Origin of the sequence: Citrobacter sp. Cpo032 (assembly GCF_030332975.1) — a bacterium.
In the GTDB taxonomy this organism is placed as follows: Bacteria; Pseudomonadota; Gammaproteobacteria; order Enterobacterales; family Enterobacteriaceae; genus Citrobacter; species Citrobacter portucalensis.
Map to the genome: position 1 here is coordinate 1 of NZ_JAOWGU010000009.1, position 579 is coordinate 579.

Annotated in this window: 1 rRNA gene; it reads right to left on the reverse strand. The window is 50.9% G+C overall.

Annotated elements, in window-relative coordinates:
• A 23S ribosomal RNA gene (locus OGY33_RS00050) occupies positions 1 to 541 on the reverse strand; the annotation flags it as partial.
• Between the last annotated feature and the right edge of the window lie 38 nt (positions 542 to 579).

Genomic DNA, 579 nt, shown 5'->3' on the forward strand with positions numbered 1-579 from the left:
TGCTCCCACTGCTTGTACGTACACGGTTTCAGGTTCTTTTTCACTCCCCTCGCCGGGGTTCTTTTCGCCTTTCCCTCACGGTACTGGTTCACTATCGGTCAGTCAGGAGTATTTAGCCTTGGAGGATGGTCCCCCCATATTCAGACAGGATACCACGTGTCCCGCCCTACTCTTCGAGTTCACAACACATGCACTTTTGTGTACGGGACTTTCACCCTGTATCGTGCGACTTTCCAGACGCTTCCACTAACACACATGCTGATTCAGACTCTGGGCTGCTCCCCGTTCGCTCGCCGCTACTGGGGGAATCTCGGTTGATTTCTTTTCCTCGGGGTACTTAGATGTTTCAGTTCCCCCGGTTCGCTTCATTACGCTATGTATTCACATAATGATAGTGTGACGAATCACACTGGGTTTCCCCATTCGGAAATCGCCGGTTATAACGGTTCATATCACCTTACCGACGCTTATCGCAGATTAGCACGTCCTTCATCGCCTCTGACTGCCAGGGCATCCACCGTGTACGCTTAGTCGCTTAACCTCACAACCCGAAGATGTTTCTTTCGATTCATCATCGAC